This window comes from Methylobacterium fujisawaense, from assembly GCF_039619325.1.
Classification (GTDB): Bacteria; Pseudomonadota; Alphaproteobacteria; order Rhizobiales; family Beijerinckiaceae; genus Methylobacterium; species Methylobacterium fujisawaense.
Map to the genome: position 1 here is coordinate 3,694,282 of NZ_CP155000.1, position 26,447 is coordinate 3,720,728.

General features: G+C 70.6%; 26 protein-coding genes, 2 pseudogenes, 1 riboswitch and 1 other annotated feature. Of the genes and pseudogenes, 16 read left to right on the plus strand and 12 right to left on the minus strand.

Going from position 1 to position 26,447, the window contains the following annotated elements; genetic code table 11:
- Window positions 1-665 precede the first annotated feature (665 nt).
- Together ABC766_RS17485 and motA are read right to left on the minus strand one after the other, a co-directional pair.
- Entirely contained in the window at window positions 666-1,526 is an 861-nt protein-coding gene (locus ABC766_RS17485; RefSeq protein ID WP_043346296.1) for a flagellar motor protein MotB, read from the minus strand.
- 22 nt (window positions 1,527-1,548) lie between these two features.
- Window positions 1,549-2,412 (minus strand): flagellar motor stator protein MotA, encoded by an 864-nt coding sequence (gene motA, locus ABC766_RS17490; protein ID WP_043346294.1) that lies wholly within the window; start codon window positions 2,410-2,412, stop codon window positions 1,549-1,551.
- A gap of 323 nt (window positions 2,413-2,735) precedes the next feature.
- Between motA and ABC766_RS17495 the strand changes: the two are divergent.
- Window positions 2,736-2,816, plus strand: a pseudogene (locus ABC766_RS17495) (IS6 family transposase); the annotation flags it as partial.
- A gap of 218 nt (window positions 2,817-3,034) precedes the next feature.
- On the opposite strand, the pseudogene ABC766_RS17500 reads toward ABC766_RS17495, so the two are convergent.
- A pseudogene (locus ABC766_RS17500) lies at window positions 3,035-3,370 on the minus strand (IS110 family transposase); the annotation flags it as partial.
- 186 nt (window positions 3,371-3,556) lie between these two features.
- On the opposite strand from ABC766_RS17500, the gene ABC766_RS17505 reads away from it, so the two are divergent.
- Window positions 3,557-4,936, plus strand: a complete 1,380-nt coding sequence (locus tag ABC766_RS17505; protein ID WP_345819130.1) for an HD-GYP domain-containing protein — start codon at window positions 3,557-3,559, stop codon at window positions 4,934-4,936.
- A 29-nt stretch (window positions 4,937-4,965) separates the two neighbouring features.
- Here ABC766_RS17505 and ABC766_RS17510 read toward each other — a convergent pair whose 3' ends face one another.
- Both ABC766_RS17510 and ABC766_RS17515 read right to left on the minus strand, forming a co-directional pair.
- Window positions 4,966-5,124: a hypothetical protein gene (locus tag ABC766_RS17510; protein WP_158498469.1), complete on the minus strand. Its 159-nt coding sequence runs from the start codon at window positions 5,122-5,124 to the stop codon at window positions 4,966-4,968.
- Between the two features lie 497 nt (window positions 5,125-5,621).
- Window positions 5,622-6,368 carry a glucose 1-dehydrogenase gene (locus tag ABC766_RS17515; RefSeq protein ID WP_278306182.1) on the minus strand — a complete coding sequence of 249 codons (747 nt, stop codon included), beginning with the start codon at window positions 6,366-6,368 and terminating at the stop codon, window positions 5,622-5,624.
- Between the two features lie 106 nt (window positions 6,369-6,474).
- On the opposite strand from ABC766_RS17515, the gene ABC766_RS17520 reads away from it, so the two are divergent.
- Window positions 6,475-6,852, plus strand: a complete 378-nt coding sequence (locus ABC766_RS17520; RefSeq protein WP_043755533.1) for an ArsR/SmtB family transcription factor — start codon at window positions 6,475-6,477, stop codon at window positions 6,850-6,852.
- Window positions 6,853-7,097: 245 nt separating this feature from the next.
- On the opposite strand, the gene ABC766_RS17525 is transcribed toward ABC766_RS17520, so the two are convergent.
- Entirely contained in the window at window positions 7,098-8,579 is a 1,482-nt protein-coding gene (locus tag ABC766_RS17525; protein WP_342142176.1) for a SulP family inorganic anion transporter, read from the minus strand.
- Window positions 8,580-8,693: 114 nt separating this feature from the next.
- Window positions 8,694-8,749 (minus strand) — a sequence feature (sul1 is cis-regulatory element that is thought to sense ions involved in sulfur or methionine metabolism; They are found in Alphaproteobacteria).
- Between the two features lie 204 nt (window positions 8,750-8,953).
- Window positions 8,954-9,664 (minus strand): MgtC/SapB family protein, encoded by a 711-nt coding sequence (locus ABC766_RS17530; protein ID WP_043346286.1) that lies wholly within the window; start codon window positions 9,662-9,664, stop codon window positions 8,954-8,956.
- 251 nt (window positions 9,665-9,915) lie between these two features.
- On the opposite strand from ABC766_RS17530, the gene ABC766_RS17535 reads away from it, so the two are divergent.
- The 10 genes from ABC766_RS17535 to crcB all read left to right on the plus strand — a co-directional run bounded on the left by ABC766_RS17535 (window position 9,916) and on the right by crcB (window position 18,801).
- Complete coding sequence (locus tag ABC766_RS17535) at window positions 9,916-10,917, plus strand: AAA family ATPase (RefSeq protein ID WP_051976195.1); 1,002 nt, start codon at window positions 9,916-9,918, stop codon at window positions 10,915-10,917.
- A gap of 233 nt (window positions 10,918-11,150) precedes the next feature.
- Window positions 11,151-12,020, plus strand: coding sequence for a DUF58 domain-containing protein (locus ABC766_RS17540; protein WP_342142175.1), 870 nt, complete (start codon window positions 11,151-11,153; stop codon window positions 12,018-12,020).
- Window positions 12,021-12,044: 24 nt separating this feature from the next.
- Window positions 12,045-12,518 (plus strand): DUF4381 family protein, encoded by a 474-nt coding sequence (locus ABC766_RS17545; protein WP_345819131.1) that lies wholly within the window; start codon window positions 12,045-12,047, stop codon window positions 12,516-12,518.
- Window positions 12,515-13,552 (plus strand): VWA domain-containing protein, encoded by a 1,038-nt coding sequence (locus ABC766_RS17550; RefSeq protein WP_170861886.1) that lies wholly within the window; start codon window positions 12,515-12,517, stop codon window positions 13,550-13,552. The genes ABC766_RS17545 and ABC766_RS17550 overlap by 4 nt, the downstream gene beginning before the upstream one ends.
- 172 nt (window positions 13,553-13,724) lie before the next feature.
- On the plus strand, window positions 13,725-14,654 hold the full coding sequence (locus ABC766_RS17555; RefSeq protein WP_345819132.1) for a VWA domain-containing protein: 930 nt from the start codon (window positions 13,725-13,727) through the stop codon (window positions 14,652-14,654).
- On the plus strand, window positions 14,654-15,574 hold the full coding sequence (locus tag ABC766_RS17560; protein WP_345819133.1) for a tetratricopeptide repeat protein: 921 nt from the start codon (window positions 14,654-14,656) through the stop codon (window positions 15,572-15,574). The genes ABC766_RS17555 and ABC766_RS17560 overlap by 1 nt, the downstream gene beginning before the upstream one ends.
- Window positions 15,568-16,863 carry a hypothetical protein gene (locus ABC766_RS17565; protein ID WP_427902245.1) on the plus strand — a complete coding sequence of 432 codons (1,296 nt, stop codon included), beginning with the start codon at window positions 15,568-15,570 and terminating at the stop codon, window positions 16,861-16,863. Before ABC766_RS17560 ends, ABC766_RS17565 begins: the two co-directional genes overlap by 7 nt.
- 91 nt (window positions 16,864-16,954) lie before the next feature.
- Window positions 16,955-17,386: an EF-hand domain-containing protein gene (locus tag ABC766_RS17570; protein WP_345819134.1), complete on the plus strand. Its 432-nt coding sequence runs from the start codon at window positions 16,955-16,957 to the stop codon at window positions 17,384-17,386.
- A gap of 179 nt (window positions 17,387-17,565) precedes the next feature.
- Window positions 17,566-18,075 carry a hypothetical protein gene (locus ABC766_RS17575; RefSeq protein WP_043346263.1) on the plus strand — a complete coding sequence of 170 codons (510 nt, stop codon included), beginning with the start codon at window positions 17,566-17,568 and terminating at the stop codon, window positions 18,073-18,075.
- 182 nt (window positions 18,076-18,257) lie between these two features.
- Window positions 18,258-18,328: riboswitch (Fluoride riboswitch) on the plus strand.
- A gap of 83 nt (window positions 18,329-18,411) precedes the next feature.
- On the plus strand, window positions 18,412-18,801 hold the full coding sequence (crcB, locus tag ABC766_RS17580; protein ID WP_091955375.1) for a fluoride efflux transporter CrcB: 390 nt from the start codon (window positions 18,412-18,414) through the stop codon (window positions 18,799-18,801).
- 116 nt (window positions 18,802-18,917) lie between these two features.
- Here the strand turns inward: crcB and ABC766_RS17585 are convergent, their stop codons facing one another.
- The gene (locus ABC766_RS17585) at window positions 18,918-19,748 is read right to left on the minus strand and encodes a pyruvate, water dikinase regulatory protein (RefSeq protein ID WP_043346269.1); all 831 of its coding nucleotides are present in this window, start codon (window positions 19,746-19,748) and stop codon (window positions 18,918-18,920) included.
- 463 nt (window positions 19,749-20,211) lie between these two features.
- On the opposite strand from ABC766_RS17585, the gene ABC766_RS17590 reads away from it, so the two are divergent.
- From ABC766_RS17590 to ABC766_RS17600, 3 genes are all read left to right on the plus strand, one after another.
- Window positions 20,212-21,363, plus strand: coding sequence for a uroporphyrinogen decarboxylase (locus ABC766_RS17590; protein ID WP_043346262.1), 1,152 nt, complete (start codon window positions 20,212-20,214; stop codon window positions 21,361-21,363).
- Window positions 21,364-21,373: 10 nt separating this feature from the next.
- Window positions 21,374-21,805 (plus strand): protoporphyrinogen oxidase HemJ, encoded by a 432-nt coding sequence (gene hemJ, locus ABC766_RS17595; protein ID WP_043346260.1) that lies wholly within the window; start codon window positions 21,374-21,376, stop codon window positions 21,803-21,805.
- Window positions 21,806-21,872: 67 nt separating this feature from the next.
- Window positions 21,873-22,226 carry a lysozyme inhibitor LprI family protein gene (locus ABC766_RS17600; RefSeq protein WP_043386172.1) on the plus strand — a complete coding sequence of 118 codons (354 nt, stop codon included), beginning with the start codon at window positions 21,873-21,875 and terminating at the stop codon, window positions 22,224-22,226.
- Window positions 22,227-22,272: 46 nt separating this feature from the next.
- On the opposite strand, the gene hisG is transcribed toward ABC766_RS17600, so the two are convergent.
- The 4 genes from hisG to hisS form a co-directional block, all read right to left on the minus strand.
- Complete coding sequence (gene hisG / locus ABC766_RS17605; RefSeq protein WP_043386169.1) at window positions 22,273-23,265, minus strand: ATP phosphoribosyltransferase; 993 nt, start codon at window positions 23,263-23,265, stop codon at window positions 22,273-22,275.
- Window positions 23,262-24,404: an ATP phosphoribosyltransferase regulatory subunit gene (locus ABC766_RS17610; protein WP_043386166.1), complete on the minus strand. Its 1,143-nt coding sequence runs from the start codon at window positions 24,402-24,404 to the stop codon at window positions 23,262-23,264. Before ABC766_RS17610 ends, hisG begins: the two co-directional genes overlap by 4 nt.
- A 151-nt stretch (window positions 24,405-24,555) precedes the next feature.
- Window positions 24,556-24,798: a hypothetical protein gene (locus ABC766_RS17615; RefSeq protein WP_043353874.1), complete on the minus strand. Its 243-nt coding sequence runs from the start codon at window positions 24,796-24,798 to the stop codon at window positions 24,556-24,558.
- 78 nt (window positions 24,799-24,876) lie between these two features.
- Window positions 24,877-26,424 carry a histidine--tRNA ligase gene (gene hisS / locus ABC766_RS17620; protein WP_182592664.1) on the minus strand — a complete coding sequence of 516 codons (1,548 nt, stop codon included), beginning with the start codon at window positions 26,422-26,424 and terminating at the stop codon, window positions 24,877-24,879.
- Window positions 26,425-26,447 lie beyond the last annotated feature (23 nt).

The following is a 26,447-nucleotide window of genomic DNA, read 5'->3' on the forward strand; positions in this document are numbered from 1 at the left end:
AAGCTTTGTCACCACGCGACGTAGCTGCGGTGTGACCCTGCTGGGCTTCTGTGTAACGTTCGGTGACAGCACCCCGGGTCTCGTGAGCCCTCGTCGCCAAGCGTCGGTCTCGCGTCCGGTTTCGGGCAAAGGGGAGACGCGTCTGGGCGACCATGTTGGGTCGATAAGAGGCCGTCCGCTTCTCTGGCCAGCCTTCTCCAAAGCGGTCGTTCCTCTTTCGGCCATGCCCTGCTGGCGCCGATAACCTCCGAGCGTCTCAGATGGGTGGTTTGCCGCCGGTCCGCTTTCGGGAATCGAGGTGGGGGAAGCGGACGCCGCTCAGGTCTCTGGGGTTGATTTCTCGACGGTCTCTCGCCCCGTGCGGCTTGAGGCCCGTGGCCGGACCGCGACCTCCATTCGTTCCCGCGCCTCGAAAGCCATCCCGACAGGCCGACCCCCTCCCCTGGGGGTGGATCCTGTGGCTCCGCTGAGGGCGCTGACGCAAGGCGCGCGGCGCAGACACGCCGGGCCTGTTCGTAGGCCGCCCGCTCCGTCTCCGCACGCGCGCCAGAAGCGACGGTGTAGCCTGTGGTCCTGTGCAAAGCGCGTGATGCGCCACGATGATCCGATGGGCGGCCTCGACGGCGATTCGCCGTTGTCGTCCGAGGCGGCGCGGCGCCTCGTCGTCAACGAAGCAGGTTCGGGGGCACCGGCGGGCTCGCATTGAGCAGAGTGATCGTCACCCGTCGGTTCGGCGCGATGTAGGGATTGTCGGGGAAAACCGGCTCGGTGTCGGCGCGTCCCACCACGGACGAGAAGTGGTCGTTGGGAACCCCGGCACCCGACAGGATCTCGCGCACGGCGAGCGCACGCCCGGCGGTGAGATTCCAGGGTTCGGCGGTCCGCGCCGAGCCCGGGCGTGCGGCGGCCGTGTGGCCGGTTATCGACAGGCTGTTGGGCAGCCGGCGCAGGGCGGGCGCGAGCGCCTCCAGCACGCGACGGGTGCGCTCGTAGGGGTCGACAGAGCCCTCGCGGAACATGGCGCGGCCGTCCTGGTCCACGAGGGACACGTTCACGCCCTCCTTGGTCTGCTCGATCACGATGTTCTTCGACAGCTCGGCGATGTCGGGCATCGTCTGGAGCGCCTGCCGGAGGCTGGCTATGGCGCTGTAGTTCACCTCCGTGCTGGCGGCCGGTCGGCTGGCATCGAGATCGCTGGTGCGGCCCGGACTGGTCGGGCGCACTCTGTCCTCCCGCTCGGCAGAACCCCGCTCCGCGTCGCGGGGCGTGGACGGCTTGTTGCCTGACGTGTCCAGGGCGGTGCCGTACAGGATCCCGCCCGCGCCACTGGTTGCAGGGCTCAAAGCCGCCGGCGAGAAGTATTCCGCCAAACCGATCTTCTGCTCCTGCGTCGTCATGCTGATCAGCCACATCAGCAGAAAGAACGCCATCATGGCGGTCACGAAGTCCGCATAGGCGATCTTCCAGGCCCCGCCGTGGTGGGCGTGAGCGGCCTTCTTGACCTTCTTGATGATGATCGTGGTCATCGAATCCCTGCCGGATAGCGGGTCAGATCTGGGCGGGCAGAGCGGCGGTTGCCGCTTCCACTTCGCTGAAGGTCGGGCGGACGTCGCTCATCAGAGACTTGCGGGCAAATTCTATCGCCATGACCGGCGGCTGGCCGCCGATGTGGGCGAGCAGGCCCGCCTTGAGGGAAAGGTAGTATTTGGATTCGGCCTCGAAGAGGCTCTTGAGCGACTGCGCCATGGGCCCGAAGAAGCCGTAGGCGACGAAGACGCCAAAGAAGGTGCCGACGAGCGCGCCGCCGATCAGATGCCCCAGCACCTCCGGCGGCTCCTTGATCGCCCCCATCGTCTTGATCACGCCGAGCACGGCGGCGACGATGCCGAGCGCCGGTGTTCCGTCGGCGAGCGCCTGCATGGCAGACACGACCCGCTCCTGCTCCTGGTGGTGCGTCTCCAGTTCCTGATCCATGAGAGCGTCGATCTCATGGACGTTGTTGGCACCCAGCGACACCATGCGCATGTAGTCGCAGACAAACTCGACCGCGTGATGATTCGCTGCAAAGGTCGGAAAGGCGTTGAACAGCGTCGACTCGCCCGGGTTTTCAATGTGCGGCTCGAGCGCCATTGAACCCTTCTGCTTCGCGAGTTTGAACAGTGAATACTGCATCCCCAGCAGTTCGACATAGGAGTTCTGCGTGTATTTGGGGCCCTTCATCAGTGTGCCCAGCATGGCGGGCACGGCCTTGAGCACCGGCCCTGTGTTGCCGATGACGAAGGCACCGATGGCTGCACCGAGGATAATGACAAACTCGAACGGCTGCCAAAGGACTGCCAAGTGGGCACCCATCGCCGCGTAGCTGCCGAACACGCAGACGAAGACGATCAGTGTGCCGACGATCAGCCGCATGATTTGCCATCCTTGCGCGGCGGCAGGTACGGCCCCCGCGAAGCTTTCAAGGATCCAGCAAATCACTGAACAAGGTTAATGCTGCGTTTAGAGCGGCCGCCGGAGGATTATGGGACGGTCGGTCCCAGCGTGGGGTCGAGCGGGTTTGACCCGGCGTGACGGGTGCAGGCGTGTCGCACACGCGAACGCGCGGGTTCGCGGGTCGTTGGGCCTAGCCGCCGAGCCTGCCGCTCCATCCCCGCCGCTCCATCCCCAGAGCCCGCGCATGATCTGCGGCTCGGACGGCATGCTGGGGCTGCGCAAGGGCTTCGGCTTTGCCGGTGAAGGGCTTCGGCTTTGCCGGTGCATGGACCGTGCGCGAGCGGCACCCGATGCTGGCCCGCTGCTTCGGACTTCCCGCGGCGAAAGGCGTGACGGCGGGGCGATGGACGACCGTCCCCGCATCCCTCCCGCCTCGCGGCATGGCGGTTACGCCGTGGCCGGAGTTCCGCAGGCGCCCCGTGGGCCATCAACGCCCAGACGATCAGCACCATCATGTCCGCCAGGGCGACGGCGACCCGCATGCGCGGCTGGCGCGACAGCATGCCGGCCGACCTCGCCCCAGCTTTGTCGGGATCCCCGTGCGAACCGCAGCGTCGGGCGCCGCGCCGCAGATCGCCTCCGCGTCGGCCATGGCGCTCTTCTGCCGCTTCGCGAACGGCTTCACGCATGCCGGAGGGATGAGCCGCGTGTCGTGACCGGCCAAGTCTATCCCGCATGCCCAGTGACGAGCACCGGCGCAGATCTCCATCGCGCCCATGCATCGGGGAGGTGTCGCGACGAACGCCCGCCCCGGATCACGCCGCAGCATCGTGCGACCCACGGCTGTGCCTCTCGCATCCGAGCGGTGCCCCTGGAAAACCGACTCGACCGGATCGATCCCGCCGGTGCTCACCCCACCCGGGGATGCCGCCTGCAGGAGTGTCGCAACACCGCCGCTCTGGCACAGCGATGCCGTCGGGGGATGTCCACCCCAACGCTCAGGGTGGTTTTGCGGCGGTCCCCGGCCGAGATGAGAACGCATGGGAACGACCGTCGATGAACGGTTTCATTATTTTTGGGAGATAGTCCTTCGGCCTATAAGGCACGAGTTTGGGCTATACCAATGCGAATCGTGGCGAGCGGTGACGCAGAGACACAGACCGTACACCTGTCGGAAATCCTGGGTGCCTTGAGCCATGCCCTGGATCTGACGGAAGGCCAGCCCGTGGGGCATTGCATTCGTGCGACATGGATCGGCTTCCACATCGGCCGCGCGATGGGCCTGCCCGACCTTCAGCTATGGGAACTCTACCATACGATCATGCTGAAGGATCTCGGCTGCTCAAGCAACGCCGCGCGAATCTGTGAGCTCTATCTATCCGACGACCTCAGCTTCAAACGTGACTTCAAGACGGTGAGCGACAGCTTGCCGAAGGTGCTGGGGTTTGTCTTCGCTCACACGGGCCTGAAGGCAGGCTTGGCCGAACGGTTCCGCGTGGTGCTCAATATCTTGCAGAACGGCGGAGCGATCGCCGACGAGCTCATACAGACCCGCTGCCAGCGCGGTGCCGCGATCGCCCGGCAGCTCCGCTTTTCGACGAGCGTCTGCGACGCCATCCACGCGCTGGACGAGCACTGGAATGGCAGCGGCCGGCCGGACCGCCTCACGGGCGCTGCGATCCCGCTCTACGCCCGTGTGGCGCTGCTCGCGCAGGTGGTCGACGTCTTCCACGCCGCAGCTGGCCCTTCGGCCGCGATCGCCGAGGTGCGGGCGCGCTCTGGCACATGGTTCGACCCGCAGGTCGTCGCCTGCTTCGAAGCGGTCGCGGCCGAACCCGGCTTCTGGGAGGTTCTGGGTTCGGATGAGGTCGAGGCGGCGGTGTTCGCCCTGGCACCGGTCAGCCCGTTCGCGGTGGACGAGGACTACCTCGACGACATCGCCCGCGCGTTCGCCCAGATCATCGATGCCAAGAGCCCCTTCACCTCCGGCCACTCCGAGCGGGTCGCGGTCTACGCCGATATGATCGCGGCCGAACTCGGCTTTACTGCGGAACGCCGCCGCTGGCTCAAGCGGGCCGCGCTCCTGCACGACATTGGCAAACTCGGGGTCTCGAACGCGATCCTCGACAAGAACGGCAAGCTGGACGATGCCGAGTGGCAGGACATGCGCAATCATGCCGCCCTGTCGGAGACCATCCTGGCCCGCGTGGCGGTGTTTCACGAGATGGCCTGTATCGGCGGCGGCCATCATGAGCGGCTGGACGGCAAGGGCTATCCACGGGGGCTGAAGGGCGATGCGATCGTACCCGAGATCCGGATCGTCTCGGTCGCCGACGTGTTCGACGCGCTGACCGCCGACCGACCCTACCGGGCCGCCATGCCGCTTGAGAAGGCGCTCGGCATCATGCGGGCGGATGTCGGCACAGCGTTCGATCCGGCCTGCTTCGCGGCGCTGGAGCGGGCGCTCGCCGCGATCGAAGGGGATCTCGCCCGGGCGGCCTGAGCCGCGTCGCCGCTCACCGATCCTCTTGCCTACCGGGCCGGCGCCATCGGGCCGGGCCGGCCGCCGGCAGCCTCGCTGCGGGGCGCGACAGTCCGGGATGCCACGATGACGACCGTGCGCACCGCCCATCCCAGGGCCGTCGAACCCAGGGCACTGAGGCACAGTGCGTCGAGGGCGCGGGTGATCATGGTCCGAGATTCCTGGCGGAGAGGGGCGTGAGGGCGGGCGGCTGCCATCCGGGGACGTCGCCCGCTTTGCGAGCCCAGAGAGCATGACGCGTCGATACATTTCGATAGGAACGTCCGTTGTATTTAATACAACCTCGTTTTACTTTCTGGTTGTAGCGTTCCTCATCACGCTGGCCCCGCCGGAAGGAGCGCGCCTTCGTCCGCTTTCGGGGACCGCACGATCCGGCCTCACGGGCGACGTCGGGTCGATAGGAGGCCATCCGCTTTCCGGCGGGCCTGCGCCGAAGCGGACCGGCCGCTTTCGGCCAGTTCCAGTCCCGTCGATAGTCGCCCCTAAATGACCGCTGGGGGTGGACAGCCGAGGGTCTGCTTCCGGTGCGAGAGACAGCAAAGCAGACGCTTCGAAGGGTTGACCTAGTTCGACAACGCTCGTCCTGCGTTGCGCTCCTGCGCGCAGCCCCTGTCTGGCCCGTGCGCGCAGGTCTAGTCGTTGTGTTTCAGCGAATACCGCCGCTGGCGGTGATGTTCTCGCCGGTAAGCCAGCGCGCGTCATCGGACGCGAGGAACGTCACGACGCCCGCGATGTCATCCGGGTGGCCGGCGCGGCCGAGAGGTGTCTGTGCGACCATCCCGGCTTCCATCTCCGAGCCGGAGATGCCGGCCGTGTGCGTCCCTTCGGTCACCACGTAGCCGGGGCTGACCACGTTCACGCGTATCTTGCGCGGGGCCAACTCATTGGCGAGGACGCCCGAGATCGCGTTCACCGCGCCCTTCGTGCCCGCATAGACCGCCGCCGCCGGCGTATGCACGTGCGTGATCGCCGAAGAGATGTTCACGATGCTCGCGCCTTCGCCGAGATGCTTCACGGCCGCCCGGGTCGACAGCAGAATGCCGAGCACGTTGACGTCGAACTGGCGGCGATAGTGTTCCTCTGTGACCTCTTCGATCGCCGCGAACTCGTAGATGCCGGAGTTGTTGACCAGCACGTCGAGCCGCCCGAACTCCCGCACCGCCGCCTCGATCACACCCTGCGCCTCGGACGCTTTGGACACGTCGCCCTGGACCGCGATGGCCCTGCCGCCGGCCGAGGTTATGGCCGCCACGACGGCGTCAGCCCCGGCCCTGCTGGACGCGTAGTTCACCACCACAGCGGCGCCATCCTGGGCCAACGCCTTGGCGATCCCCGCACCGATGCCTTTGGATGCTCCGGTCACGACGGCGACCTTGCCCTCAAGCTTCGACATGTGTGCTATCTCCGACTGGGACCGGCTCCGGAATGGCAGCCTTAGACCCATAGTTCGGAACTTCGGAACTAATGGAGCGTCGTTCAAGATCCCATATGGACGAAATATGAGACCCCTGTTTCACCCCGCTATCGAGGACGTGCGTCCAGCGGCGATCCTGCACGCGCTCGCCGATCCGAGCCGCGCGGCCATCTTCGCCAAGATCATGCAGGCGGGCTGTGTCGAGGCCTGCTCGGCAGTCTCGGCAGTTGGGGACCGGGTCATCCCGAAATCCTCGCTGTCCAACCACTTCAAGGTTCTGCGCGAGGCCGGTTTGATCCGCAGCGAACGTCACGGCGTCGAAGTGCGCAACCATTCCCGCTGGATCGAGGTGGAGGCACGCTTTCCCGGTCTGCTGGCAGGGATCATCAATGCCTACGCATTAGACCAGCGCCACGACTTGCGTGCTGCGGAGACACCCACTCTCGATAAAGACGCGACCTAGGTCTGCATCCGAGAATGCTCCAATCCACCGACGGCGACCGACTTGGGTCGATAGGAGGCCGTCCGCTTTTCGGCGGGCATGCTCCGAAGCGGACCGGTTGCTTTCGGCCAGTTCCAGTCCCGTCGACAAGCACCCCTAAATGACCGCTGGGGATGAAAAGCAGCCTGACTGCTTCTGAGTGGGTTTACCGGGAATCGGCCATCCTCGGCACCACCAGCGCGATTCGAGGATGGCCTGCCGTTGGATCAGTGACCGCCGACGGCGAACGTCGCCCCGGGCTTATCGTGAGTGCCGATACGCTCGACCATGGTTGCCGTCGCCTCGTTCATGCCGACGACGTCGACCGTGATGCCATGGTGGCGGAGCTTCAGGACAACCCGGTCAAGAGCGTTGATAGCCGAGATGTCCCAGAAGTGTGCCGCCTGCAGGTCGATCACCACGCCCGTCAGCCCTTCCTCGCGGAAGTCGAAGGCGGCGTGGAAGGCTTCCGCCGTGGCGAAGAAAATCTGCCCGGTTATCCGGTAGGTCCGCACGTCGCCCTCGCCACGGGAAGACCGGACGGCGAAGAACTTCGTGACCTTGTGGGCGAAGAACAACCCACTCAAGACCACGCCGAACAGCACGCCCTTGGCGAGGTCGTGAGTGGCGACCACCACAGCGACAGTGCCGAGCATGACCACGCTCGACGCCTTCGGATGGGTGACCAGCGTGCGCAGGGATTTCCACTGGAAGGTGTTGATGGAGACCATGATCATCACGGCCACGAGCGACGCCATCGGGATCTGCGCCACGTAAGGCCCGAGCACCACGATGAGGAACAGCAGGAACACACCGGAGAACAGGGTCGAGAGGCGCCCGCGGCCGCCGGAGGAGACGTTGATGACCGATTGCCCGATCATGGCGCAGCCGGCCATGCCGCCGAGGAACCCGGAAGCGATGTTGGCGACGCCCTGGCCGGCGCATTCACGGTTCTTGTTCGAAGTCGTGTCGGTCATCTCGTCGACGATGGCCGCGGTCATCAAGCTCTCCAGCAAACCGACCATGGTCAAGGTCAGCGAGACCGGAAGGATGATCCACAGCGTGTCGAGGGTGAACGGCACCTGTGGCAGGGCCACCCACGGCAGCTCGCTCGGGAGCGCCCCCATGTCGCCGACCCTGTGGATGCCGAGGCCGAGGTACATCGAGACGGCGGTGAGCAGGACGATGGTCACCAGCGGTGATGGCACGGCCTTGGTCAGGTACGGCAGCCCGTAGATGATGCCGAGGCCAACGGCGGTCATGACGTAGACCGTGGTGCCTTGGCCGAGGAGCTCGGGCATCTGCGCCAGGAAGATCAGGATCGCCAAGGCGTTGACGAAACCGGTGACCACCGACCGCGAGACGAACCGCATCAGGTTGCCCAGGCGCAGGGCCCCGGCGACGATCTGCAGGAGCCCGGTGAGGATGGTGGCGGCGAACAGGTAGCCGACGCCGTGGTCCTTCACGAGGCCGACCATGAGGAGCGCCATGGCGCCGGTGGCGGCGGAGATCATCGCCGGGCGGCCGCCGGCGAATGCGGTGACCACGGCGATACAGAAGGAGGCGTAGAGGCCGACCTTGGGATCGACACCGGCGATGATCGAGAAGGCGATGGCCTCGGGGATCAGGGCCAGGGCGACCACCGCACCGGCCAGCAGTTCACGCGTGACGTTCGGAGCCCATTCGCTCCGGAGGTGTACGAGATTCATGATGGGTGGGAGACTTTCGTCGTCCCGCACGCGCGACGTCCGCGAACCCGTGCGGGAGGCGCAACACGGCGGGTCGGCCTCCTTGGAGGTCCGCGACACGGTCGCCGTCGATTGCGTGGTCCGGCGGATCGGCGGCCGGAAGAGCCACCCGGGCTTTCACCGGGTCCTGTCGTATGGCCCCTCGTACATCACCAGACTGGTGCGTTGCAACATCCGAACGATACCCAGTGCGTCCCCGCCGCAAGACCGGCTTCGGCGTACCAGCTTTTGCACGTCTGCTTACCGGGCCTACTCAACCCGCATTGTACGGCCGAGGAAGGTCGGAACCAGCCGCCGCTCCTGTCGAACGGACCGAGCTTTGAGCCGAAAACAGATCAGTCGGCGGTCTGGACCGACCACGTGGCGTGACGAATGCCCGGGGCGCGGGCCAGTTCGGCCGTGACGGCGTCGAGCTCCTCGGCCTTCACGGCGCTGGCCGTCAGGGTCGCCACCACATCCACCGCGGTCTCGCCCCGCTCCTCCACCTCGACGCTGCCGACCGGGTAGTTCGCCGCCTCCAGGCGCTCCACCAGCAGATCCTGCGCCGGACCGGCCTCGCCGGGCGCCGTGGTGACCTGGACCTCGTAGGTCGCCTCGGTGGCGGATTCGCGAATCGGCGCGCGGTTGATGGCATTCACCAGCGGCCGGAGCGCGGTGTTGCAGGCCAGAACCGTCACCATCACGAACACGGCCTCCAGGGGCAGGTCCGCACCGCAGAACGCCCCAACGGCCGCCGAGCACCACAGGGTCGCGGCCGTGTTGAGGCCGCGGACGTTCATGCCCTCCTTCATGATCACGCCGGCGCCGAGGAAGCCGATGCCGGAGATCACATAGGCCACCGTGCGGACGCCCCCGTCCGGGCCGGTGAGCCGCATGCCGAGATCCACGAAGGCGCTCGCTCCCACCGCGACCAGCACGGCCGTCCGCAGGCCCGCGGTGCGTTGCCGGTACTGGCGTTCGGCCCCGATGATCGTGCCGAGCACGAAGGCCACGAGCAGGCCGATGGCGGATTTCAGTTCTTCGGGGAGGGCGGTGTAGCTGATCATCCGCGGTCTCATGGGAGCGGGGAGGTGACGAAACCGTGACACCATGGCCCGGCCCGGATCCGTAAGCGTATCCGAACCGGGATTGACGGCCGCACCGGGCAGCGGGCACACCGGCAAGAGCCTGAGGATCCCTTAAGAATTCGGGACCCGGTCGAGGAGACGTGCAGGATGCAGCACACGGCCCGAGCGGCGGACGGGGTCCGCGCAAGATCCCGCAGCGCAAGATCCTGCCGCACAGGATGCGTCCGCGTATGAGCGGCGCCCTCGCCGAGCGTCGGCCCGACACCGTTCCCGACGACGCCCTGCACGGCCGCGTCATGGCGCTCCGCGAGGGGCTGGAGCGCGGCCTGATCGGCAGCGCCGGCCTCGTCGAGCGCCTGCTGATCGGGCTACTCACCGGCGGCCACCTGCTGATCGAGGGCGCGCCGGGGCTGGCCAAGACCCGCGCGGTCAAGCGGCTCGCCGACGGGCTCGACGGCTCCTTCGCGCGCATCCAGTGCACCCCGGACCTGATGCCGGCCGATCTCACCGGCACCACCGTCTGGCGCCAGGACAGCGGCACCTTCGAGTTCCTGCCGGGGCCCCTGTTCCACGCCCTCGTGCTGGTCGACGAGGTCAACCGCGCGCCGCCGAAGGTGCAGTCGGCGCTCCTCGAATCCATGGCCGAGGGGCAGGTGACGGTCTCAGGGACCACCCACCGCCTGTCCGATCCGTTCATGGTCGTGGCGACCCAGAACCCGATCGAGCATGCCGGCACCTTCCCGCTGCCGGAGGCGCAGCTCGACCGCTTCCTGCTGCACGTCGTGGTCGACATGCCAGACGAGACCACGGAGCGGGCGATCCTCGACCTCGTGGAGGGCGAGATCACCCACCACGTCGACGCCATGACCATGCGGTTGTCGCTGGCGGACGTGCGCGCGGCCCGGGAGGCGGCGCTCTCCACCTACGTGTCGCCGGCCCTCAAGGACTATCTCGTGCGGCTGGTGGCGGCGACCCGCACCGATGCGGCGGCCCCGGACCTGCGCGCCATGATCGAGCACCCGGCCTCGCCGCGGGGCACCCTGGCGCTGATGATGGCCGGCAAGGCCCGGGCCTGGCTGCGGGGCCGCGACCACGTCATCCCCGAGGACGTCACGGACCTCGCCCGGGACGCCCTGTCCCACCGCATCGGCCTGACCTGGCGGGCGGCCGCCGAGGGCAAGACGGCGCGCGGCCTCGTCGGCGAACTGGTGCAGCGGGTGCGGGCGCTCTGACGGTGTTCGGGCTCCGGATTCCGGGACGTGCTTCCCCGCCCCCCTCTGCGGGGGAGGAGACCCTGCGCGGCAGCGGGGGAGCGGGGCAGCGCGACGGATCGGGAAATGGCGCCCGTCGCGACCCGTCCGGAAGCGTCGCTCCCCTCGCCCGACCCGGCCTGACGGCCGGGGCCCCCGCAAAGGGGCGAGGAACGGGAAGCGCCGCGGGCATCCACCTCTCGGGCGAGGCGCTGATGGGCCTGCGCCACCTCGCCCGGCGGGGTTCCGCGCCCGCCACCCGGACCCTGGCAGGGCTGCCCGGCGGCATCGTCACCCGGCGCCGCGGCCGCGGCTCCGAGCCGGAGGATGTCCGCCTCTGGTCCGAGGGCGACGACCGCCGCTTCATCGACCGCAACGCCACGGCCCGCACCGGGCAGCTGCATGTCCGCACCCACCACGACGAGCGCGACCGCGCCGTGGTGCTGCTCGCCGATTTCCGGCCCTCCATGCTGTTCGGCACCCGCCGGGCCCTGCGCTCGGTGGCGGCCGCCGAGGCCCTGGCGCTGCTCGGCTGGCGGGTCGCGGCCGATGGCGGCCGGGTCGGCCTCGCGGTGGCCTCGGCCGGCGCGCCGACCGTGCTGCGGCCGGCGGGCGGCGAGCGCGCCATGATCGCGGTGACCGGCGCCCTCGCCCAGGCCCATGCCGACGCCCTCGGGGCCGAATCCGGTTCGCGGGCCCACGCGGAGCCGCCGCTCGAGGCGACCCTCGCCCTCGCCCGCAGCCTGCTGCCGGCCGGCGGCCACCTCGTCATCGCCAGCGCCCTCGACGATCCCGGCCCGGGCTTCGACGAGCTCCTGACGCTGCTCGCCGAGCGGATCGCCATCCGGCTGATCCTGGTGAGCGACGCCTTCGAGCGCGCCCGGCCGCCGGGCTACTACCCCTTCGCCCTCGCGGATGGCCGCCGCGGGACCGCGCTGCCGACGGCGGCCGGGCCGGCGGGCGAATCCGCCGAGGCCCGGCTCGCCGACTATGCCCGGCGCGGCATCGCGGGCGTGCGCCTCGACGTCGAAACCGGCCCGGAGGCCTATGCGCCGCTCATGGAGCGCCTCGATGCGGTGCTGTGAGGTCCGACACGGCGGCCCGATCCGATGAACCCCGTCACGCCCGCCGAGATTCCCCTGTCCCTCGATCAGCTCCGGGGCCTGCACCTGCCCGGCGGCGCCGCCGGCGCCCTGCAGGGCGAGGTCGTCGCCGCGGCGGCTCTGGGCTTCCTCGCCGCCCTGCTGGTGGGGCTCGTCCGCTACGGGCGCGGCCGGGCGCGGGCCGGTATCCGCCGGGCGGCGCTGGCCGAACTCGCCCGAAGCCGGAACCTCGATCCGGAGGCGCGCCTCGTCGCCCAGGCCCGGCTCCTGCGCCGTCTCGGCCGGACCCTCGGCGGCGAGACCGAGGCCCAGGCGACGGGCGCCGACTGGGCCGCCCGCCTGGACGCGCTGTTCAGGACCGATTTCTTCACCCGGGGCGCCGGCCGGGTGCTCACCGACGGGCTGTACCGGCGGCAGGATCCCGACCTCGACGCCCTGGACGCCGAACTCGGCCGCCTGATCGGACGGCTGCGGGCATGAGCGCGTTCCTGCCCGCATGGCTCAGCGCCCTCCTGTCGGCCTTCGACTGCGCCGCGCCCTGGGCGCTCCTGGCCCTCCCCCTGCCCCTGCTGGCCGCCCGCCTGATCCCGGCCGAGCCCGAGGGCGGCAGCGGCGCCCTGCGCGTGCCCGGCACGCTGGTGGGCGGGGCGCGCTCCGGCGCCGACCTCGCGGCCCGGGGGCGGCGGCGGGCCCTGCTGACCTGGACGCTCTGGATCGCCCTGGTGGCGGCCCTGTCGGGTCCGCGCCTCGTCATGCCGGCGGCCGCGCTCCCGGCCTCGGGCCGCGAGATCATGATCGCCATGGACCTGTCGGGCTCGATGGAGCGGCGCGACTTCGCCCTCGACGGCGAGACCGTGAACCGGCTCACCGCGGTCAAGCGCGTCGGCACCGACTTCATCCGCCGCCGGGCCGGAGACCGGATCGGCCTCGTGATCTTCGCCGACCAGGCCTACGTGGCGGCGGCCCTGAGCTTCGACACTGCCGCGGTCGCCCGCGCCCTCGACGAGGCGACGATCGGCATCAGCGGCCGCTCCACCGGGATCGGCGACGGCCTCGGCCTCGCCCTGCGCCGCCTGGACCCGCGGGATGCGGACGGCGAGGCCGCCTCCGGGAGGCAGTCCGGCGCCAAGGCCGCGAAAGCCGTGATCCTGCTCTCGGACGGCGCCAACAATGCCGGCCAGACCGCCCCCAAGGACGTGGCGGACCTCGCCAAGACGCTGGGCATCAAGATCTACACCATCGCGCTGGGGCCCCGCGACATGGCCGATGCCGATGGCGAGCAGGACGTGGTCGACACCGAGACCCTGCGCGACATGGCGCAGGCGAGCGGCGGCGAGGCGTTCCGGGTGCGCACCACCGAGGATCTGGTCCGCGTCGCCGACGCCATCGACCGGCTTGAGGGTGGCCGCGCCCTGGCTCCGCCCCTGCCCCTGCGCCGGGACCTCTGGCCCTGGCCGGCCGCCCTGGCGCTGCTGGCCGCCGCCGCCCTGCTGGCCAGCCGGAGGGGGGCGTGATGGATCCACGGTTCGCCGCCTGTCCGGCACACGCCCTCATCCAGAGGTGCCCGAGCACAGCGGAGGCCTCGAAGGAGCCCTCCCGCCGGCCGCGCGCGCCCTGGAGCCCTCCTTCGAGGCCCGCTGCGCGGTCACCTCGGGATGAGGGGATCCGGGTGGGAGACGCCGCCCGATGAGCTTTCTCGACACCTTCGCGCTGCTGCGCCCCTGGTGGTTCCTGGCGATCCCGGTGGTCGTCCTGCTGGCGCTCCGCGCCGCGTGGCGCTCGGCGCCGTTGGGCGACTGGGCCCGGGCGGTGGATCCTGCGCTGATGGCCCATCTCGCCCGCACCGGCGCGGTGCTGGGCGGCCGGCGGCAGGCGAACCTCGCCGCCGCCCTGGCGGCCGGCCTGATCGCCCTCGCGCTCACCGGCCCCGCGGTGGAGCGGGCGGACGGGCGGACCTTCCGCAACCTCGACGAGACCGTGATCGTCGTCGACCTGTCCCGCTCGGTCACGGAGGGCGGCAACCTCCAGGGCGTCCGGCAGGCCGCCGCCGCCGTCGCCGAGGCCGCCGGCACCCGGGCGGTCGCCCTCGTGGTCTACGCGGGCGACGCCTACCTCGCCGCCTCCCCCACCACCGACCGCGACAGCCTCGGCACCACCCTGTTCGCCCTCGATGCCGACACGGTGCCGGACCGCGGCACCCATCCCGAGCGCGGGCTGGCGCTGGCCCGCCGCACCCTGGCGGAGGCCAACGTCGTGGCGGCCGACGTGGTGCTGATCAGCGACGGCGACGGCATCGGCGAGGCCGCCATCCGCGAGGCCCGCGCCATCGCCGAGCACGGCTGGCGGCTCCAGGCGCTGTTCGTCCCCGCCGACAAGCCGCTGCCGCCCGGCGCGCCGAAGCCCGACCGGGCCGCCCTCGACGCCCTCGTCCGGGCCGGCGGCGGCACCGTCGCCGACATCGCGACCCCCGGCCCGGTGCTCGACGCGGTCGGCGCCGGGCTCAGTCAGCACCTCGCGGCGGGCGGCTACGGCGTCCTGGCCTATGCGGATCTCGGGCGCTGGCTGCTGCTGCTGGCGGCCCTGCCGGTCCTGGTCCTGTTCCGCAGGAGCGCCTGATGCGGCTCACCCTCCCCGACACGGGCTTCGCCGTCCCGCTCCGCGCCGGCCTGCCGCCGCGCTGGCGCCGCCGCGCCCGGATCGCCGGCCTGGCGCTGGCGGGGATCGGCCTCCTGGCGCTGCTCGCCGTCTCGCAGCCCCGGACCGGCTTCGGGCGCCTGCTGATGGGCCTCGGCCTGCCGGGGCTGGCCGCGGACGTCTTCGTCGATCCGGCCTGGCGCGCCGCCGCGCTCTACGAGGCCGGCCGCTACGCGGACGCGATCGCGCTGTTCCGCACCGGCGGGCGCCGGGCGAGCTACAATCTCGGCAACACGCTCGCGAAGGCGGGCGACCTCGAGGGCGCGCTGGCGGCCTACGACGAGGCCCTGCGCTTCAACCCCCGCGACGCCGACGCCCAGGCCAACCGCTCGCTGATCGCCCGGATGCGGGCCGAGGTGATCGATCGCGGGCCCGGCGGCGGCATCGCCAACGGCACCGCCCAGTACGGCGCCCGCTACAACAACACCGCCAACCAGGACCAGAACAACGACATCAACGCCGCCTCCAGCGGCGAGGGGCTCGCCGGCAACAAGGAATCGAACGCCAGCGCGTCGCTGCCCGGCAACAGCAAGGTGTCCCGCCGGGGCAAGGCCGAGCAGCAATCGATCGACACCGGCAAGGGCCAGGCCCGGGGCTCGGCCGGCGACGCGGCGGGCCGGGGCCGGACCGGGGGCGGTTCCGCCATGGTGGCCGAGGCGCCCGAGCGCGAGGTCCGCCGGGTGACCAAGAGCTTCGAGGCCCACGAGATCCGACCGGACCGGCTCTGGCTCCAGACCCTGCCGGACGATCCCGGCCGTTATCTCAAGCTGCGCCTGCGCGCCGAGCAGACCCGCCGGGTCGAGGCCGGCACCGCGATTCCCGCCGGGAGCAACCCGTGGTGAGTTTTTCTGGGATCTTCGAGAGGCGCGCCCGCGCGCTCCTCCTCCTCGCTCCCCTCCTCGCTCCCCTCCTCGCTCCCCTCCCCGCCCGCGCCGAGATCGAGCCGGGCGACCTCACCCTGACGGTGACCGCCGAACTGAACGGCAACAGCGCGCCTTTCTCCCGCGAGATGGTGCTCTTGAAGATCCACGGGGTCTACAAGCAGCCGATCCTGCTCGAGGAGGTGGTGCAGCCCTCCCTTGCCAACTTCTCCTGGACGCAGCTCGGCCGGGATCACTGGAGCAAGACCAAGCTTCCCGACGGCCAGAGCGCCATCGCGTTCGACCGCACCGTGGCGGTCTTCCCGCACCATGCCGGGCAGTTCACCATCGAGCCGTTCACCCACAAGCTCACCGTCAACGATGTCGGCGAGCGGCGGGTGGTCGAGGTGCGCTCGAAGCCGATCCCCTTCCCGGTCGCACAATGGACCGAGCCCAGCGGCGGCCCCGACGCCAAGGAGCCCTGGTGGCTGCCGGCCAAGGACGTGGCGATCACCGATTCCTGGAGCCCGGATCCCGAGACCATCAAGGTCGGCGAGACCACCCGCCGGATCGTCACCCTGGAGGCGCAGGGCATGGTCGCGGAGGGCCTGCCGCCCCGGCCGGTCATGCGCACCCGCGGCATCATCACCTTCGCGGGCCCCGTCACCCGCGAGACCCTGCTGACCCCCTCGGGCCCCGTGGCGCGGGCCACCTACCAGTGGGACGTGAAGCCCGGCGTGCCGGAGATCATCCCCCTCGACGCCATCGCGATCCCGTGGTTCGACACCAACACCCGCACCATGCGCGAGACCGAGATCCCGGCCCGGCAGATCGGCGGCGGCCTGCCCGACCGGGAGACCGACCGGGCGCCCCCCGCGATCCCCTCGCCGCTCGTGGTCGCCGCCTCGGCGCTGGCCGCCTTCGGGTTGGGCTTGGCGCTGATCGGCTTCGGCCTGGGCCGGCCCTCCTTGCGCCTGTCCCGCCCGACCCGGCGCGCGCTGCAGGCGGCGGCCCGTTCCGGAGATCCCGCCGGGTTCCGCGCGGTCCTGGACACGGCGATGCGGGAAGCGCCGGATCTGGCTCGCATCTGGCGGGCGCGGCCCGGTCTTGTCGCATCCTTCGCGGCTCTCGACCGGTCGGTGTTCGGCGCATCGGGCGCGCCGGTCCCGGACCTGAGGGCATTGGCCAACGCCCTGTCCCGGTCCGAACCGGTCGCCGCCGCGGCCCGGGAACCGGACCGGCTCGCCCCCCTCGACGGTCCGGCCCGCTGACTGATCGTCGGCTTGTGAACGCGCCTCCGGGAACGGCGCGCCGCATGGCGGCTTGGGCTGCCGGCGCTGATCGCCACCGGAGATTTCGTTCATGCCCGCGATCCTGAACAGACCCGCATGTGCGCTGGCCGCGATGCTCGTCCTCGGCCTGGTCGTCCCCACCGCGCTGCCGTCGGCGGCCTTCGCCCGGTCCTCCGGCACCGAGCGCACGCTGAAGATGGTCGACACCGACAAGGACGGCACGATCGATCTGGCCGAGGCCCAGGCCGCGGCCGGCAAGGTCTTCGACGCCGCCGAGACCGACAAGGACGGGACCGTCGACGCCAAGGAGCTGAAGGGCCGGGTCAGCAAGACGGACCTGAAGGCCGCCGACACCGACAACGACGGCACCCTCGACCGCAAGGAATACCTCGCCCTGGTCGAGCAGCGCTTCAAGGCGGCCGATCCCGACAAGGACGGCACGCTCGACGCCAAGGAACTCAAGACCCCGGCCGGAGGCAGCCTGCTGCAGCTCCTGAAATAGGCGCGTATCCCGGAGACTCCGCCGTTGCACAGTCCATGAGCAAGTATTATTCCTGTGCAACGGCTCAAGTTCTGGGCAGGCATCAATATTTTGCACTATCTTGCGTCATCTGAATTGGCCTCGTAGGTTTCGGTCATCCGGGCGGCAAAGCATCGGATGAACCACCAGGGAGGAGCGCGATGGCACGCGCCAACGAGGTCAAGGACAGGTTCCGCGCGCGGCTGCAGGAGGCGGATGCCCGCAGCAACGACTTCCGCAAGAAACTCCTGGAGGAAGGCGCCCGGGCGCTGGAGCCGGTGGTCGGCGTCCTGAACCTCATGGCCGAGGTGCTCAACGAGGAGGACAACGTCCACGGCAGCATCACCGGCCTCGAGGCCAAGATCGATCAGGACAACTTCATCAGCCTCTGCGCGCGGCTGCGCGGGACCGACACCGAGCAGAAGATCAAGATCAAGTACGGTCCGGAACTCGGCGGCAGCAACTACATCTCGGTCTCGGGCCTGAACCAGCGCTACAACGAGCGCCTCGTGCCGGGGGCTGCGAGCTGCGCCATCGGCCGGACCGTCGGCAGCGACATCCAGCTCGACGAGCACCGGGGCGACGAGCTGGCCGAGGTGGTCCGCGAGGTGGTCGAGGATTTCTATGCCGCCCAGATCGAGCAGCGCAGCCACTTCGCCTACGCTCGCTGAGCCTTGCGGCTTCGCCGATCGATCCAGCGCGGTGGGTTCATGACAGGGCGCGGGTCCGCTCTCCCGCACGGGAGGGGACCCGCGCTGATCCGAACCGATCTGTGACCCCGCCGCGCCCCCCCGACCCACCAGCGCGGGAGCCGGAAAACCGGATTCCCCTTCCCGGCATCCTGCGCTAAGCCTGTCCCGATGGGGATGGAGCGCCCCGACAACCGCCCGACTCGGAGGCCGGGCTGATGGCTCCTACCGCACGGGCGCGCCTCAGCCGTCCGCGGTGGGGCCGTGCGCCGAAGCCGCGACAGGACGTGGCTGCCCGACCGAACAGGAAGGGCCGGCATGATCAACACCCTCATCGTCGTTGTCGGAGCCGGGCTCGGGGGCGGGTGCCGCCATGGGATCAACGTGGCGGTCGCCCGGCTGCTGCCGGGCCTCGGCTTCCCCCTGGCCACGCTGATCATCAACGTGCTGGGCTCGTTCCTGATGGGCGTGCTCGCCGAGGGCTTCGCCCTGCGCGGCGCGGCGGGTCACCCGGCACGGCTGTTCCTGACCACGGGCGTGCTCGGCGGCTTCACCACCTTCTCGACCTTCTCCCTGGACGCGATCAGCCTGTACCACCGGGGCGAGACCGCCGCCGCCGCCCTCTACGTTGGGGCCTCGGTGGCGACCGGTCTGATCGGGCTGGTGGCGGGCCTCACCCTGGTGCGGGCGGTCCTGAGCGGCAGCTGAGGCCGTCCCGGCTTCAAAAGGGCTGCGAGCTTTTGCGGCTCCGGGGCGGAGCCCGGGTCGTTCAGGGGCTCCGCCCCCGAACCCCGCCAAAGGGCTGAGCCCTTCGGAAACCCCTCTCAATCCGCGATGAACTTCAGCCGGTGGTCGCGGTAGAGGTCGACGATCGCCGCCGCGGTCTCCTCGATGGAGCGGCGCGTCACGTCGATGGTCGGCCAGCGGTTCCGGGTGAACAGCCGGCGGGAGGCGGTGATCTCGTCCGCCACCGCCGAGCGATCGACGTAGAGGGACGATTCGTCGGCGTTGAGGCTGGAGAGCCGGTTCTGGCGGATCTGCACGATCCGCTCCGGCGAGGCGAACAGCCCGACCACCAGGGGCTTGCGGGCGCGCTCGATCGCCGGCGGCAGCGGCATGCCCGGCACCAGCGGCAGGTTGGTGGTCTTGAGGCCGCGATTGGCGAGGTAGATCGAGGTCGGCGTCTTCGAGGTCCGGCTGACGCCGAGCAGGATGACGTCCGCGTCCTCGAGATCCTCCGGCAGGTTGCCGTCGTCGTGGGCCAGGGTGAAGTTCATCGCGTCGATGCGCTTGAAGTACTCGGCGTTCAGCATGTGCTGGGCGCCGGGCCGGGCCGTGGTCTCGGCGCCGAGATAGGCGCGCAGCAGGTCGTGGACCGGCCGCAGCACCGACAGGCAGGGCGAGCCGGTCTCCCGGGCGACCTCCTCCAGCCGCTCGCCGAGGTCGCCCCCCACCAGGGTGTAGAGGACAAGACCCGGCGCCGCCCGGATCTCCGAGATCACCCGGTCGAGCTGCGCGGCCGAGCGCACCAGCGGATAGACGTGCTCGATCGCCGACACGCCCTCGTACTGCGCGGCCGCCGCGCGCCCGACATTGATCAGCGTCTCGCCGGTGGAGTCGGAGACGAGGTGGAGGTGGAAGTAGCTGCGGCCCATTCCGATCGCCTCTGCGGTCGCCTTTCGCGGCGCCCACGTTGTCCACCGCCGGCCGCCAGGGGAGTCGATGAGTGTGGATAGGATGCCCCGCCGGGCCGGTCCAGGGCGATACCGGTGCGCGCTATCGACTCCGCCGTTCACAGGCAGACGATCGGGGCGCATGGATTCCGCCTCACTGGGAGAATCCGGGACACATCCGGGGTCCGCACACGACTCGGCGTTGCCAAGGCGCTGTCGGATCTGGTCGTTCTCGCAAGATGGAGCAAATCCTTTAAAGCCTCGTTAACGGCGCGGCACCGGGGACCGCCTGTGGACGCTTTTGTGCCCCCGTGATTCGGCCCCCCAAGAGAAAAAACAGAGTCCTAGATTCTCTCTTTTCTTTTCGAAGGGGCCTGTGTGGGGATCGGCGCGCCTCGACTCGACAGGAGGCCCGCCGACGGGCATGCGGGATGACGGATACGGGATGGGAACGACGATGACGGGGACGGAGCGCAAGTCCGAGCGGAAGGTGCTGCGCGTCCTCGACGGGGAGGCGATCGGGCCGCCCCCCGCCTGGATGATGCGGCAGGCCGGCCGCTACCTGCCGGAATACCGGGCGACCCGGGCCGAGGCCGGCTCGTTCCTCGACCTCTGCTACAGCCCGGACTTCGCCGTCGAGGTGACGCTCCAGCCGATCCGGCGGTTCGGCTTCGATGCCGCGATCCTGTTCTCGGACATCCTGGTCGTGCCTCATGCGCTCGGTCAGGACGTGCGCTTCGTGGAGGGCGAGGGGCCGCGCCTCGATCCCCTCGACGGCCGGGAGGCCTTTTCGAAGCTGCGCGAGGCCGGCGACCCGGCGGTGATGACCCATCTCGCACCGGTCTTCGAGACGGTGACGCGGCTGCGCGCGGAACTGCCCGGCGAGACCACGCTGCTCGGCTTCTGCGGCGCCCCCTGGACGGTGGCGAGCTACATGATCGGCGGTCGCGGCACCCCGGACCTTGCCCCCGCGCGGGCGCTGGCCGAGGGCGACACGGCGCTGGTGGACGCGCTGATCGACCGCCTCGTCACGGTGCAGACCGATTACCTCGTGCGCCAGCTCGAGGCCGGCGCCGACGCCGTGCAGATCTTCGAGTCCCATGCCGGCACGCTGCCCCTCGCCGTGCCGACCTCCGACGGCACCGTCGAGCCCGTCGGCGACGTGGCGGAGAGCGCCCTGCCGGGCGCGCCCGCGGCGGACGCCCTCACCCGCTGGTCCCTGCAGCCGATCGCCCGGATGGTGGCGGGCGTCCGCGCCCGGGTGCCGGGCGCCAAGATCATCGTGTTCGCCCGCGGCTCGGGCCTCGACGGCCATGCCCGGGTGGTGCCGGAGACCGGCGCCGATGCCGTCGGCGTCGACTGGGGGGTGGACCTGAAGGCCCTGCGGGCGACGGTGCCGGCCACCACGGTGACGCAGGGCAACCTCCATCCCGAGACGCTGATCGAGGGCGGCGCGGCCCTCGACGCGGCGGTGGATGCCGTCCTGGAGGCGACCGCTGGCCGGCCGCACATCTTCAACCTCGGCCACGGCATCACGCCCCAGACGCCGGTGGCCCATGTCGAGCGGATGCTCGCCCGGCTCCGCGGCCAGGGTTGAGGCTGCGCCCGTGCTGTACGACTGGATCAAGGCCGGCCACGTCATCAGCCTGATCGCCTGGATGGCGGGCATGCTCTACCTGCCGCGGCTGTTCGTCTACCATGCGAGCCTGCCGCCGGGTTCGGAGGCGCAGAGCGCGACCTTCAAGGTGATGGAGCGCCGCCTGCTCAAGGCGATCATGAACCCGGCCCTGATCGCCACCTGGCTGTTCGGGGTGGCGCTCGCCTGGATGAGCGGCTTCTATGCGAGCCCCTGGCTCCAGGCGAAGTTCGCGCTGGTGCTGGCGATGACCGGTATCCATGGCTGGCTCGCCCGGATGGTCAAGGATTTCGCCGCCGACCGGAACACCCGCGGTCATCGGTTCTACCGGGTGCTCAACGAGGTGCCGACGCTTCTCATGATCGGCATCGTCATCCTGGCGATCGTCAAGCCGGGCTTCTGATCCCGGGTCGATTCACCCGGCCGCCGCGCTGCGCGGAGCCTTTCCGCCGCCGGGCCGTTGCCTGGCCATGCCGAAGCCGCTCGTCCTCGCCCTGGCCCTCGCCGCCCTCGCGGCTCCGATCGCCGCCCCGGCTGCCCGGGCCGCGAGCTTCCCGTGCGACAGGGCCGAGGCTCCGGACGAGAAGGCGATCTGTGCCCATCTCCCGCTCAACGACCGGGACGTCGAGATGGCGACCCGGTTCGAGATCCTGAAGAGCGTGCTGCCCATGGGCGGCCAGGCCAAGCTGCGCGACGATCAGGAGGCGTGGCTGACGGAGCGGCGCGCCTGCAGCGGCGACGTCGCCTGCCTGACAGCCGCCTACGACGGGCGGCTCAAGGTGCTGCGCGGGGTACTGTCCGAATTCGCCAAGCAGGGCCCGTAGCCGTCGCGGTGCTCCGCAAGGACACCACCACGAGGGTCCGCCCTCCTCAGAGCCGCGCCAGCAGCCGCTCCGCCAGCGGGTTCTCGGCCGCGAAGGCATAGTCGACCCGCCGCACCGTCACGGCCCGCGCCCCCGCCTCGACCAGGGCGCCGGCGAGGTCGAACACCGCGCCCTCAGGACAGCGCAGGACGATCTCGCCCTCCGGGCCCTTCGGGGCGCCGTAGGGCAGCTCTGCCTCGTGCAGGCCCGCCAGGGTGGCGAGGTCGATGGTGCCGCTCTCCGGCAGGGCGGCCCGCACCTCCCGGGTGGTCCGGGCGCGTTCCTCGGCGGCGATGCGGCCGAGCACGGTGCGGAGCGCCGCCCGCTGGCCCTCGCCCCAGGGCGCCTTCAGCGAGGCGACGAGATTCGCCTCCGAACGCAGGATGATGCCGTCGTCCAGCACCTTCAGGGCGTTGGCGGAGAGCGTCGCCCCCGTCGTGGTGATGTCGACCACGATCTCGGCCGAGCCCGCCGCCGGCGCCCCCTCGGTGGCGCCGAGGCTCTCGACGATCCGGTAATCGGCGACGCCCTTCTCGGCGAAGAACCGGCGGGTCAGGTTCACGTATTTGGTGGCGACCCGCAGGCGCCGCCCGTGGCGGGTGCGCATGCCGGCGGCGACCTCGTCGAGGTCGGACATGTCGCGCACGTCGATCCAGGCCTGGGGCACGGCGACCACCACGGTGGCGTTGCCGAAGCCCAGCGGCGTCAGCAGCTCCACTTGGCCGCGCACGTCCGGCAGGGTCTCGCGGATCAGGTCCTCGCCGGTGACGCCGAGATGGGCGGCGCCCGAGGCGAGCTGCGCGGCGATCTCGGAGGCCGAGAGGTAGCGCACCTCGACGTCGGGGACGCCGAGCAGCTTGCCCCGGTAGTCGCGGGCGCCGGCGCCCTGGGCGAGCTTCAGACCGGCCCGGCCGAAGAACGCGCTGGCGTTCTCCTGCAGGCGGCCCTTGGATGGCACGGCGAGGATCAGCGGCATGGCGGTCGCGTCCGAAGCACTCATCGGCCGGCTCCCGCCACGCGCGCGATCCAGAAGGTGCAGCCCACCGCGGGCAGGGGCGCCGGGCTGCCGAGATGGCCGAGCAGGCCGTCGTAACGGCCGCCGCCGACCAGGATCGGGCCCTGCCCTTCGGTCACCTCGAAGATGAAGCCGGTATAATAGTCGAGGTTGCGGGCGAAGCCGCCCTGGAAGCGGAACCGCTCGATCGGCAGCCCGCGGGCCGCGATGAAGCCGGTGCGCTCCTCGAACAGGTCGAGAGCGGCCGCGAGGGCGTCGTGGCGGATGCCCGCGTCGGCCACCAGCGCCCGCAGGTCGCGGGCGGCGGCATCCGGATGGCCGGCGATGGCCCGGTAGCGGTCGAGGAGCGCACGGTTCTCGGCGTTGAGCCCGGCCCCGCCATGGGCCTGCGCGGAGGCCTTGGCGAGGAAGCGCTCGGCGATCTCGCCGGCGCTGCGCCCGCCTACCGCCGAGATCCCGGCGATCGCCAGCACGTCCTCCACGAAGGCGCGCACGCCCCGCGGGTCCTGGCCCTGGATCGCCGCCAGCAGGCCCGCATGGGGATCCTCCGGGCGGGTCCCCTCGGCGCCGTTGGTGACCACGTCCAGCGAGCGCCCGGCGGCCAGCGCCCGGAGCGTCCGGCGCTTGGCGGCGGGCGGGACCGCGAGGCCGTCGAGGAGCGCCACGGTCAGCCCCATGTCGCCGAGCCGCACCGCCGGATCGGTCCGGCCGAACAGGGCGAGGCCCTCGAGGGCGAGACCCAGCACCTCGGCGTCGGCGGCCGGCGTGTCGGTGCGCCCGATCGACTCGATGCCGGCCTGGAAGAACTCGTCGGGCTCGTCGGCGGCGAGGCGGAAGACCGGACCGCAATAGCTGTAATCGGCCACCTGCCCGTCGGCCTCCGCCCGGTGGAGGCGACAGACGGGAATCGTGAATTCCGGCCGCAGGCACAGCTCGGCGCCGCCCGCATCCTGCGTGACGAAGATCCGCCGGCGGATGTCCTCGCCCGACAATTCGAGGAACGGCTCCAGCGGCTGCAGCACCGGCGGCGTCACGGGCCGATAGCCCGCCGCCGCCAGATGCGCGAGCAGCCGCGTGCGCGCCGCGTCCCCCGCCCCCGTCTCGCCTGCCTCCGGTCGTGTCATCGGATCCATCCTCGCGGGCGCTCTGTAGCAACCGTGGCCGGACTTGGCGACACGTCGCAGGGCGGTGCGGTGCGCAGGACTGCGCAGGTCCCCGTACCGCGGACCGATACGCGCTACGGCGCCACAGACTTCACCCGCTCGGAGCAGCCGGTCAGAGCGGCCGGCCGCCGCCGAGACGCGCCCCGCGGGGGCGCCGGACCGGCTTGCGGCGGGCGATCACGGTCAGGGCCGGCGCTCCGGCGATCCCGGCGCTCAGGACGGGGGCGCTGCCGGTCCCGGGGGTGGCCTGGGCGACGGCGCTCGGCAACCGGTCGAGGACCGGCCGGGCGGCCCAGACGGGGCCTGTCCCGGCGCAGATCAGGCCGGCCGACAGGATGAGGATCTTCGCGCGCATCCCGACATCTCCCCCGACCCCTCCACGGAACCGACCGAGGATAACGCCGCCGGAGCCGCCGCGTTCGACCTGCGCGCCTCAGGTCTCCGAAGCCGTGAAATGCCGGGCCAGCACGGCGCGGACCTGCGCCACCAGATCGGCCTCCGGACACGAGATCTGCGCGGGCCGCGCCGCCTTCCACTCGGCGTTGCTGGCGATGGATTCGGCCGCCTGGGCACCCGCGATCAGGTCCTTGATCTGGACCTCGCCGGCCAGACGCTCGTTCGAGCCCTGGATCACCGCCACGGGTGCGCGCCGGCGGTCGGCGTATTTCATCTGCGCCTTCATGCCGGCGGCGCCGAGGTAGAGCTCCGCCCGGATGCCGTCGGCGCGCAGGAGCGCCACCAGCCGCTGGTAATCGGCCATGTTCTCCCGGTCGAGGACCAGCACCACCACCGGCCCGGGCGCCTCGGCGCCGGCGAGCAGCGGGCTGTTCACGAGCTGGAGCGCCGAGAACAGCCGCGAGACGCCGATCGAGAAGCCGGTGGCCGGGACCGGCTCGGACCGGAACCGCCCGACGAGCCCGTCGTAGCGCCCGCCGCCCGCCACCGAGCCGAAGCGGACGGTCTGGCCGTCCTCGTTGGTCACCGGAAACGTCAGCTCGGCCTCGTAGACCGGGCCGGTATAGTATTCGAGGCCGCGCACCACGCTCGGATCGGCGCGGATCACGTCGTGACCGTAGCCGGCGGCGGCGCAGAGGCGCATGATCGCGTGCAATTCGGCGATGCCCTCCCGGCCGGTCTCGGACTCGCCGACCGCGTCGTGCCAGCCGGCGAAGAACTTCTCCCAGAACGCCATCTTGTCGGCGCCGTCCCCGGCATCGGCCTGGAACGACACGTAGGCGAGGATCCGGCCGATCGCCGTCGCGTCGAGGCCCGCGCCCTTGGTGAAGTCGCCGCTCTCGTCCTTGCGGCCGGCGCCGAGGAGGTCGCGCACCCCGTCGACGCCGAGCCGGTCGAGCTTGTCGATCGCCCGCAGGACCGTCAGGCGCTGGCCGGCCTTGTCGGGACCGGCGAGCCCGATCGCCTCCATGACGCCGTCGAGCACCTTCCGGTTGTTGACCTTGACCACGTACTGGCCGCCGAGCCCGAGGCGGTTCAGCGTGTCGGCCATCAGCATGCAGGTCTCGGCATCGGCCGCGACGCTGCCGGCGCCCACGATGTCGGCGTCGAACTGCATGAACTGGCGGAAACGGCCCGGCCCCGGCTTCTCGTTGCGGAACACGTAGCCGGCCCGGTAGCTGCGATACGGCTTGGGCAGGGCGTCGTAGTTCTCGGCGACGAAGCGCGCGAGCGGCGCCGTCAGGTCGTAGCGGAGCGACAACCACGCCTCGTCGTCGTCCTGGAACGAGAACACGCCCGCGTTCGGACGGTCGAGGTCGGGCAGGAACTTGCCGAGCGCCTCGGTGTACTCGACGAAGGGCGTCTCCAGGGCCTCGAAGCCGTAGAGCTCGAAGCTCTTGCGGATCGTCTCCAGCATCCGCCCCTGCGCGGCGATCTCACCGGCGCGCCGGTCGACGAAGCCGCGCGGCAGGCGGGGCTTCAAGGTCTCGGCCTTCTCGGCCTTGGGGGTGTCGGCCTTGGACATGTGCGCGCGTTCGCTTCTCGCGG

Coding starts and splice junctions, on each gene's coding strand:
- ABC766_RS17485 (WP_043346296.1), bottom strand. CDS start 1,526: ATGACCACGATCATCATCAAGAAGGTCAAGAAGGCCGCTCACGCCCAC.
- motA (WP_043346294.1), bottom strand. CDS start 2,412: ATGCGGCTGATCGTCGGCACACTGATCGTCTTCGTCTGCGTGTTCGGC.
- ABC766_RS17505 (WP_345819130.1), top strand. CDS start 3,557: ATGCGAATCGTGGCGAGCGGTGACGCAGAGACACAGACCGTACACCTG.
- ABC766_RS17510 (WP_158498469.1), bottom strand. CDS start 5,124: ATGATCACCCGCGCCCTCGACGCACTGTGCCTCAGTGCCCTGGGTTCG.
- ABC766_RS17515 (WP_278306182.1), bottom strand. CDS start 6,368: ATGTCGAAGCTTGAGGGCAAGGTCGCCGTCGTGACCGGAGCATCCAAA.
- ABC766_RS17520 (WP_043755533.1), top strand. CDS start 6,475: ATGAGACCCCTGTTTCACCCCGCTATCGAGGACGTGCGTCCAGCGGCG.
- ABC766_RS17525 (WP_342142176.1), bottom strand. CDS start 8,579: ATGAATCTCGTACACCTCCGGAGCGAATGGGCTCCGAACGTCACGCGT.
- ABC766_RS17530 (WP_043346286.1), bottom strand. CDS start 9,664: ATGATCAGCTACACCGCCCTCCCCGAAGAACTGAAATCCGCCATCGGC.
- ABC766_RS17535 (WP_051976195.1), top strand. CDS start 9,916: ATGAGCGGCGCCCTCGCCGAGCGTCGGCCCGACACCGTTCCCGACGAC.
- ABC766_RS17540 (WP_342142175.1), top strand. CDS start 11,151: ATGGGCCTGCGCCACCTCGCCCGGCGGGGTTCCGCGCCCGCCACCCGG.
- ABC766_RS17545 (WP_345819131.1), top strand. CDS start 12,045: ATGAACCCCGTCACGCCCGCCGAGATTCCCCTGTCCCTCGATCAGCTC.
- ABC766_RS17550 (WP_170861886.1), top strand. CDS start 12,515: ATGAGCGCGTTCCTGCCCGCATGGCTCAGCGCCCTCCTGTCGGCCTTC.
- ABC766_RS17555 (WP_345819132.1), top strand. CDS start 13,725: ATGAGCTTTCTCGACACCTTCGCGCTGCTGCGCCCCTGGTGGTTCCTG.
- ABC766_RS17560 (WP_345819133.1), top strand. CDS start 14,654: ATGCGGCTCACCCTCCCCGACACGGGCTTCGCCGTCCCGCTCCGCGCC.
- ABC766_RS17570 (WP_345819134.1), top strand. CDS start 16,955: ATGCCCGCGATCCTGAACAGACCCGCATGTGCGCTGGCCGCGATGCTC.
- ABC766_RS17575 (WP_043346263.1), top strand. CDS start 17,566: ATGGCACGCGCCAACGAGGTCAAGGACAGGTTCCGCGCGCGGCTGCAG.
- crcB (WP_091955375.1), top strand. CDS start 18,412: ATGATCAACACCCTCATCGTCGTTGTCGGAGCCGGGCTCGGGGGCGGG.
- ABC766_RS17585 (WP_043346269.1), bottom strand. CDS start 19,748: ATGGGCCGCAGCTACTTCCACCTCCACCTCGTCTCCGACTCCACCGGC.
- ABC766_RS17590 (WP_043346262.1), top strand. CDS start 20,212: ATGGGAACGACGATGACGGGGACGGAGCGCAAGTCCGAGCGGAAGGTG.
- ABC766_RS17600 (WP_043386172.1), top strand. CDS start 21,873: ATGCCGAAGCCGCTCGTCCTCGCCCTGGCCCTCGCCGCCCTCGCGGCT.
- hisG (WP_043386169.1), bottom strand. CDS start 23,265: ATGAGTGCTTCGGACGCGACCGCCATGCCGCTGATCCTCGCCGTGCCA.
- ABC766_RS17610 (WP_043386166.1), bottom strand. CDS start 24,404: ATGACACGACCGGAGGCAGGCGAGACGGGGGCGGGGGACGCGGCGCGC.
- ABC766_RS17615 (WP_043353874.1), bottom strand. CDS start 24,798: ATGCGCGCGAAGATCCTCATCCTGTCGGCCGGCCTGATCTGCGCCGGG.
- hisS (WP_182592664.1), bottom strand. CDS start 26,424: ATGTCCAAGGCCGACACCCCCAAGGCCGAGAAGGCCGAGACCTTGAAG.